This window comes from Bradyrhizobium sp. (assembly GCF_019244115.1).
GTDB lineage: Bacteria > Pseudomonadota > Alphaproteobacteria > Rhizobiales > Xanthobacteraceae > Bradyrhizobium.
The window spans coordinates 1-7,699 of the sequence record NZ_JAFATE010000299.1 but is presented as its reverse complement, the minus strand read 5'-3'; the positions used below and the strand labels follow the sequence as shown (position 1 = coordinate 7,699).

The 7,699-nt window shown below is 65.5% G+C and carries 7 protein-coding genes; 5 read left to right on the top strand and 2 right to left on the bottom strand.

Going from position 1 to position 7,699, the window contains the following annotated elements:
• The coding region (locus JOZ76_RS13435) for a GGDEF domain-containing protein (RefSeq protein WP_291699113.1) at positions 1-292 on the top strand (292 nt) is incomplete at its 5' end.
• Positions 293-442: 150 nt separating this feature from the next.
• Here the strand turns inward: JOZ76_RS13435 and JOZ76_RS13430 are convergent.
• Positions 443-1,318: a UTP--glucose-1-phosphate uridylyltransferase gene (locus JOZ76_RS13430; RefSeq protein WP_291699112.1), complete on the bottom strand. Its 876-nt coding sequence runs from the start codon at positions 1,316-1,318 to the stop codon at positions 443-445.
• A 166-nt stretch (positions 1,319-1,484) separates the two neighbouring features.
• On the opposite strand from JOZ76_RS13430, the gene JOZ76_RS13425 reads away from it, so the two are divergent.
• Both JOZ76_RS13425 and JOZ76_RS13420 read left to right on the top strand, forming a co-directional pair.
• Positions 1,485-2,876, top strand: a complete 1,392-nt coding sequence (locus JOZ76_RS13425) for a lytic murein transglycosylase (RefSeq protein ID WP_291699111.1) — start codon at positions 1,485-1,487, stop codon at positions 2,874-2,876.
• Between the two features lie 261 nt (positions 2,877-3,137).
• On the top strand, positions 3,138-4,862 hold the full coding sequence (locus JOZ76_RS13420) for an SGNH/GDSL hydrolase family protein (protein WP_291699110.1): 1,725 nt from the start codon (positions 3,138-3,140) through the stop codon (positions 4,860-4,862).
• Here JOZ76_RS13420 and JOZ76_RS13415 read toward each other — a convergent pair whose 3' ends face one another.
• Positions 4,863-5,597, bottom strand: coding sequence for an SDR family NAD(P)-dependent oxidoreductase (locus JOZ76_RS13415; RefSeq protein WP_291699109.1), 735 nt, complete (start codon positions 5,595-5,597; stop codon positions 4,863-4,865). It lies immediately after the preceding gene.
• Between the two features lie 104 nt (positions 5,598-5,701).
• On the opposite strand from JOZ76_RS13415, the gene JOZ76_RS13410 reads away from it, so the two are divergent.
• Both JOZ76_RS13410 and JOZ76_RS13405 read left to right on the top strand, forming a co-directional pair.
• The gene (locus JOZ76_RS13410) at positions 5,702-6,481 is read left to right on the top strand and encodes an SDR family NAD(P)-dependent oxidoreductase (RefSeq protein ID WP_291699108.1); all 780 of its coding nucleotides are present in this window, start codon (positions 5,702-5,704) and stop codon (positions 6,479-6,481) included.
• 100 nt (positions 6,482-6,581) lie between these two features.
• Positions 6,582-7,469 (top strand): TauD/TfdA dioxygenase family protein, encoded by an 888-nt coding sequence (locus tag JOZ76_RS13405; RefSeq protein ID WP_291699107.1) that lies wholly within the window; start codon positions 6,582-6,584, stop codon positions 7,467-7,469.
• The last annotated feature ends 230 nt before the right edge of the window (positions 7,470-7,699 follow it).

The window sequence follows — 7,699 nt, the reverse complement described above, 5'->3', positions numbered from 1 at the left end:
CGGCGATTGCGCCGCGCGCTATGGCGGCGAGGAATTCGCCGTGCTGCTGCCGGGCCAGGCGGCCGCGGACGCCATGCGGGTCGCCGAGACGATCCGCCTGAAGGTGCAGGAATGGTCCGACGGCGCGGAACGCGCCACCGTCAGCATCGGCGTCGCCAGCGTGACGCCGGTCGCGCCGATGGACTGGCCGGGCCTCGTGAGCTCGGCGGACAAGGCGCTCTACGCGGCGAAGGCCGCGGGCCGCAACCGCTGCATCGCCGCCACGGTGCCGCCGCTGTCGCTGGTTGCTTAGTCAATTGCCCGTTGACAATGTCATTCCGGGGCGCCTCGAAGAGGCGAACCCGGAATCTCGAGATTCCGGGTCTGGTCCACCGAAGTCGGCTGTTGCCGACTTCGATGGACCATCCCGGAATGACAGCAAGAGCGCAACGCGCTCTTGCTGTCAGCTCTCCAGATATTCCCGCATGTCTGCGCGCAGGCCGTCGCGTAAATCGGCGCGCGCGAGCCCGAAGGCGATGTTGGCGCGCAGGAAGCCGGCCTTCGAGCCGCAATCATGCCGCTCGCCCTCGAACTCGACGCCGTAGAAGCGTTGCGTCCCGGCGAGCCCGATCATCGCGTCGGTGAGCTGGATCTCGCCGCCGGCGCCGCGCTCCTGCCGCTCCAAAATGCCGAAGATCTCGGGTTGCAGGATGTAGCGGCCGGTGATCGAAAAGTTCGACGGCGCGGTGCCCTGCGGCGGCTTCTCGACCATGCCGTCGACCTCGAACATCTTGCCCTCGCGGGGGCCGACGCCGCAGATGCCGTATTGATGGGTCTGGTGCGCCGGCACCTCCTGCACGGCGAGAACATTCGACTTCTCCGGCAGCTTTTCCGCCGCCGCGATCATCTGGGCAAGACATCCCGGCGTGTGCAGCACCAGCTCGTCCGGCAGCACCACCGCGAACGGCTCGTTGCCGACGATGTCGCGCGCGCACCACACCGCGTGGCCAAGGCCGAGCGGAGCCTGCTGGCGGGTGAAACTCATCGCCCCCGCCTCCGGCTGATCGCGCGCGAGTATCTCCTGCTCGGCCTTCTTGCCACGTGCGGCCAGCGTCGCATCGAGCTCATACATGCGGTCGAAATGGTCCTCGATGACGCCCTTGTTGCGGCCGGTGACGAAAACGAAATGCTCGATGCCGGCCTCCTTGGCCTCGTCGACCACATACTGGATCAGCGGCTTGTCGACGATGGTCAGCATTTCCTTCGGCATGGCCTTGGTGGCCGGGAGGACACGGGTGCCGAGGCCGGCGACGGGAAAAACGGCTTTGCGGATTTTCATGCGGATCGGGATGCCTTTTAGGAGAAGGTCATATGAATGCACAGGGTTTGCCGCCGGCAAGCCTGTGCTGTCAAATGCCTGACGTCCAGACTACGATTTTTATTAAACTCTTGGTAACCGCGAACAGGCCTCCTGAAAGCCAGATTTGAAGGGCAGCGGGAAAGACATGGCGCGGCAGCAGATGGAACTTGGAGCGACCTTGCGGAGTAGCGTGATCGCGATCGCATTGGCCTTGACGCTCGGCGGCGAGGCCTATGCACAATCGTCAGGCAACGGCCTCTCGAACTTTTTCGGCCTGTTCTCAGGCGCCAAATCCGACGCGCCGGCAGAGCCACCGCAAGGCGCGCCCGGCAATACCAGCTCGGTGCAATGGAGCGGCGAGGATGGGGCATCCGGTCATCCGCTGATGACCGCGGCTGCGATCCGCGAGGCGGCGGGGAATTTCGACAACTGTGTCGCGGCGATGTGGCCAGATGCCGCACGGCGCAACATCACGCAGGACAATTTTCAGCGCTTCACCGCCGGGCTGACGCCCGACCTGCGCATCATGGACCTGCTCGACGCGCAGCCCGAATTCACCAAATCGATCTGGGACTATCTCGACATCCTGGTGAACGACAACCGCCTCGCCAAGGGCAAGGAGATTCTGGCCACCTACAGGCGCGAGTTCGACGCCACCGAAAAAGCCTATGGGGTCGACCGCTTCATCATCGCGGCGATCTGGGGCATCGAGAGCAATTATTCGACCCAGATCGGCGATCGCAGCGTGCTGCAATCGACCGCGACATTGGCCTGCATCGGCCGCCGCCAGGCCTATTTCCGCGATGAATTCCTCTCGGCGCTGGAGATCCTCAATCGCGGCGACCTGCAAGTGGAACAGATGCACGGCTCCTGGGCCGGCGCGTTCGGTCCGACCCAGTTCATGCCGACCGCCTTCAAACGCTACGCCGTCGATGCCAATGGCGACGGCCGACGCAACGTCGTCGACGATCCGGCCGACCTGATCGCGTCGACCGCCAACAACCTCAAGAAGGACGGCTGGCAGACCGGCCAGAGCTGGGGCTATGAGGTCATTGTCCCGCAGAACTTCAACTACATGCTGGCCGACCGCGCCAAGCTGATGACGCTGTCGCAATGGGACAATCTCGGCGTCCGGCGGCCGAACGGCCAGCCCTATCCGCACCCGGCCGACAAGGCCTATCTGCTGGCGCCGGCCGGCGCCGCGGGACCCGGTTTTCTGATGCTGCAGAATTTCCGGGTGATCATGAAATACAACCCCGCCGAAGCCTATGCGCTCGCGATCGGCCATTTCGCCGACCGGCTCAGGGGCGGACAACCCTTCGTGCAGGCCTGGCCGCGTCAGGAGCGGGAACTGTCGCGGACCGAGCGGCTCGAATTGCAGCAGCTTCTCGCCGACCGCGGCTTCTACCGCGGCACGCCGGACGGCCAGTTCGGCGGGCAGACCCGGGACGCGCTGCGCAGTTTTCAGGCCTCGATCGGGGTTCCTGCCGACGGGTTTGCTACCGCCGAGATGCTGGACCGGCTGCGGGCACGCTAAGTTTCAATCCGAGCGATATTTTTCCGCCGGAGTTCGAGGGCAGAACCCGTTTGGCGGCTTCCTCCACAACATGGTTACTCCGTCCGTGACGCGGCGGATCAAGAATGTCTAGCGTTATGAGCCACTTACATTGGACGCCGTCGAGCGGACCCTGGCGAGGGGACGCCGGGCTTTGTAATCGGCTCCAGGCACGCCCGCTTGCGGCCCGATTCTGCTATTATATGTTGTCGTCACAAAGCCATCTTTTCGCAACCGAGCCGCATGTCAAAGCCAAGATCGTTCCTCAAGGTGCTGACTGAACCCGGTCCGCTGGTCGCATTGGCGGTCGCCATCGCGCTGCTGGTGGGCATCGCGGGGCCGGCTTCGGCGCAGTTCTTCAATTTTGGCGGCCCGCCGCAGCAGCAGCGGCCCTCGCGCGGTTTTGGCTGGTTCGGCAGCGACTTCTTCCAGCCGTTCCAGCCACAGGCCCCCAAGCGCGTGCAGCAGGACTTTTCTCACGCGCCGGCCCCGCCGAAGCGCGACACGGTCGCGGAGCGCAACGTGCTCGTGCTCGGCGACGCCATGGCTGACTGGCTCGCCTATGGTCTTGAGGACGCCTACGCCGAGCAGCCCGATATGGGCGTGATCCGCAAGCACAAGACGGTGTCCGGCCTGATCAGATATCAGCCCAAGGGCGATCCCGCGGACTGGGCGGCCGCGGCCAAGGGGATTCTTGCCACCGAGAAGCCGGACATCATCGTGGTGATGCTCGGGCTCAATGACCGCGTGGCGATTCGCGAGCCGGCACCGGACAAGACCGACAAGCCGGGCGAGAAGAAGACAGACAAGAAGGACGCCAAGGCCAAGCCGGACGCGATCAAGCCGGATGCCGGCAAGCCTGCGGATGGCAAGACCAAGCCGGATGGCACCGCTGATGATGCGGCCAAGGCCAGTGACAAGGCCGCTGACAAGCCGAATGACAAGGCCGACGACAAGGGCGCCGACGCCGAACAGGACGATGCGGACAGCGACGCGCCGCAAGCCGCGCCGGAAAGGGCCGCGCGCTCGCCGAACGGGCTCTATGAGTTCCGCGATGAGCGCTGGATCGAGCTCTACAGCAAGAAGATCGAGGAGATGATCGCGGTCCTGAAGTCGAAGGGCGTGCCGGTGATCTGGGTCGGTCTGCCTGCGATCCGCGGCCAGAAGGGCACATCCGACATGCTGTTCCTGGATTCGCTGTACCGTGACGCCGCCGGCAAGGCCGGCATCACCTATGTCGACGTCTGGGACGGCTTTGTCGACGAGTCCGGGCGCTTCCTGCAGAGGGGCCCTGACTTCGAAGGCCAGCCGCGCAAATTGCGCGCCGACGACGGCGTCTATTTTACCCAGGCCGGCGCGCGCAAGCTCGCGCATTACGTCGAGCGCGAGATCGGCCGGCTGCTGGCCACGCGCACATCGCCGGTCGCGCTGCCGAGCGAACCCGCGACACCCGACGCCAATGCGGTTCCGGGCCAGCCCGCGCCTCGCCCGCTGGCGGGGCCGATCCTGCCGCTGGTGGCGTCCTCGGTCAGTGCCGACCAGTTGCTCGGCGGTCCCGGCACACGCCCGGCAGCTGTCGACGCGCTCGCCGCACGCACCCTGGTGAAGGGCGAGGCGCTGTCGCCGCCCGCCGGCCGCGCGGACGATTTCGCCTGGCCTCGCCGCGAGATCGGCAGCGAACTGGCCAAGGAACCGGCGAAGGGCGATACCCCGGTCGCCTCGACCGCACCGACGGACGGAGCGACCCCGGCAGCCGCCGCAGCGGTCCCGAAGCAGGTGAAGAGACCGCCTGCCGCGGCTCCCGCGCAGGCTGCAGCGCCACCGCCGCCGAGAAGTTTCTTCGGTGCTGGCTCCGGCCCCCGTCAGCCGGCGCCGCCGCGTGCAAATCCCCCCGGCGTGTTGCGGCCGCCGGGTGTCGTCGGGCGCGCGGCCGCCGCGCCGCCGGGCGACTTTTCCCGTCTGTGGTAACTACAGCACGAGCCCGCCGTCGACCACGATGGTCTGGCCGACGATGTAGGAGGCAAGCGGCGAGGCCAGGAACAGCGCCGCGCCGGCCATCTCGGCCGGTGTCCCCAGCCGCTGCAGCGGAATCCGCGCCAGCGCATCCTCGAGCCGCTTTGGATTTGCCGTCGTGACCTTGGTCATCTTGGTGTCGACGAGGCCCGGCGCGATGCCGTTGACGCGGATACCCTGCTCCGCCCAGGCCTGCCCGAGCGTTCGCGTGAGCCCGAGCGCGCCGGTCTTCGAGGCATTATAGGCCGGATTGCCCCTGGTCGCATGAAAGGCCGCGGTCGACGACACGATGATGAGCGATCCCTTCGCTGCGCGCAGCATCGGATGAAATTTTTGCGCGCAGGCCATCAGGCTCATCAAATTGACCTCGATCACCTTCCGGAATCCCTCCATCTCGAACTCGCCGCGCCGATAGATCACCGCGCCTTGCGCCAGCACCAGCACGTCGAGCGCGTGGAATGCAGGGTTGAACTCCTCGATCGCCTTGCCGTCGCTGACGTCGAGCCTGACGTAGTCCAGTCCGTCCAGATCCGAGCCTTCGTCCGGGGAATAATCTGCCGCGCGTTCGCGCGTGCCGCAGACCGCAACGCGCGCGCCCTTCGCGCGAAAAGCCCGGGCGATGCCGTTGCCGATGCCACTGGAGCCGCCAATGACGAGCACCTGCCGGCCACTGAAGTCGAGTTCGTTCATGGCGCACCCTTCCATATCTTGACTTGGTTTGACCTCTCAGCGGATCGATGCCAGCCTCGGCAGCCTTGTCAATTGCCGACCCTTTCCGTTCGCGAGCCCCAGCGATGTCAGATTTCAAACAGCTTAGCCGGTCGGTGCAAGGACTGATCGTGCTCGTCACCGGCGCTGCCAGCGGCATGGGGCGCGCCACCGCGCACGTCTTCGCCGCCGAAGGCGCGCATGTCGTGGTGACTGACTACGATGCCGTCGGAGCGCGAAAAGTCGCCGAAGAGATCGCCGCCGACGGGGGAACGGCAAAGCATTGGCCGCTCGACGTGGCCGACCCGGAATTCATCAACATGGCCGTCAAGGACATTGCCGAGCATTTTGGCGGGCTCGACATCCTCATCAACAATGCCGGCATCTCGGTGCGCGCCGCGATCGACGATCCCGCCTACGATGAAACCTGGACCAGGGCGCTGGCCGTGCTGCTGTCGGCGCATCAGCGCATCATCCGCGCCGCCCTGCCCTATCTGCGCCGATCCAAATGCCCGCGGATCGTCAACATTGCTTCGACAGAGGCACTCGGTGCGACCGCACTTCACAGCGCCTATTCCGCCGCCAAGGCCGGCGTCACCGGATTGACGCGATCGCTGGCCGTGGAACTCGGCCGTGATGGTATCACCGTGAACTGCATCTGCCCGGGCCCGATCGCGACGGCGATGACCGCAGGCATTTTGGACGAGCACAAGCAGGTCTACGCCAGACGCCGCACCGCGCTCGGCCGCTATGGCGACCCGGAAGAAGTCGCGCATATGACACTGAGCCTGTGCCTCCCGGCGGCGTCGTTTCTCACCGGCGCGGTCATCCCCGTCGATGGCGGGTTGATGGCGCGCAATGCGTGACTGGGTTGCGGGACGGACGCGTTGACACCGATCGCTCGGCGGATACCCTTTCGCGCAAATCAAACCGAACACCGCATCTTGCGATGCAGGAGGGAACGCCATGACCCTGTCAGTCCGACAGATCGGCCCATGCTTTGTCGGCGAGGTCAGCGGCGTCGACCTGCGCAAGCCGCTGAGCAGGCAGGAGGCCACCGAGATCGAGGCGGCGATGGATCACTACGCCGTGCTCGTGTTCCACGACCAGGACATCACCGACGAGCAGCAGATGGCGTTTGCGCTCAATTTCGGCGAGCGCGAAAACCCGCGCGGCGGCAACATCACTAAAACGGAGGATTTTCGCCTCGACTCCGGCCTCAATGACGTCTCCAATCTTGGCAAGGATGGCAGGCCGCTGGCGCGCGACAGCCGCGCCCATCTGTTCAATCTCGGCAATTGCCTGTGGCATTCCGACAGTTCGTTCCGCGCCATTCCGGCAAAGTTCTCGCTGCTGTCGGCGCGGGTGGTGAATCCGAACGGCGGCAACACCGAATTCGCGGACATGCGCGCCGCCTATGACGCGCTCGACGACGAGACCAAGACCGAAATCGAAGACCTGATCTGCGAACATTCGCTGATGTATTCGCGCGGCTCGCTCGGCTTCCTCGACTACAGCGAGGAGGAGAAGCAGATGTTCAAGCCGGTGCGGCAGCGCCTGGTGCGCACGCACCCCCGCCATGGCCGCAAATCGCTCTTTCTGTCCTCGCATGCCGGCGCCATCATCGGCATGAGCATGCCGGAAGCGCGGGTCTTGCTGCGCGATCTGACCGAGCACGCGACCCAGCCGTCATTCGTCCATGTGCACAAATGGAAGCTGCACGACCTCGTGATGTGGGACAACCGCCAGACCATGCACCGGGTGCGCCGCTACGATCAGTCGCAGCCGCGCGACATGCGCCGCGCCACCGTCGCCGGCACCGAGCCGACGGTGACGCAGCAGGCGGCGGAGTAGCACGGATGCTGTCATCGCCCGGCTCGACCGGGCGATCCAGTACGCCGCAGCCTATCGGCTCAAGCACTGCCGTCTCTGGAATACTGGATGCCCGCTTTCGCGGGCATGACCAGCTAAAGTCTAGTCATCGCGCCCGCGCGGGGACGTCATTATTTGGATTTTGCCTGGATGCAGCTACGCGTGCCCGGCGGCGTTTGACAGCATGCCCGGATCGATGCCGATCTTGCGCA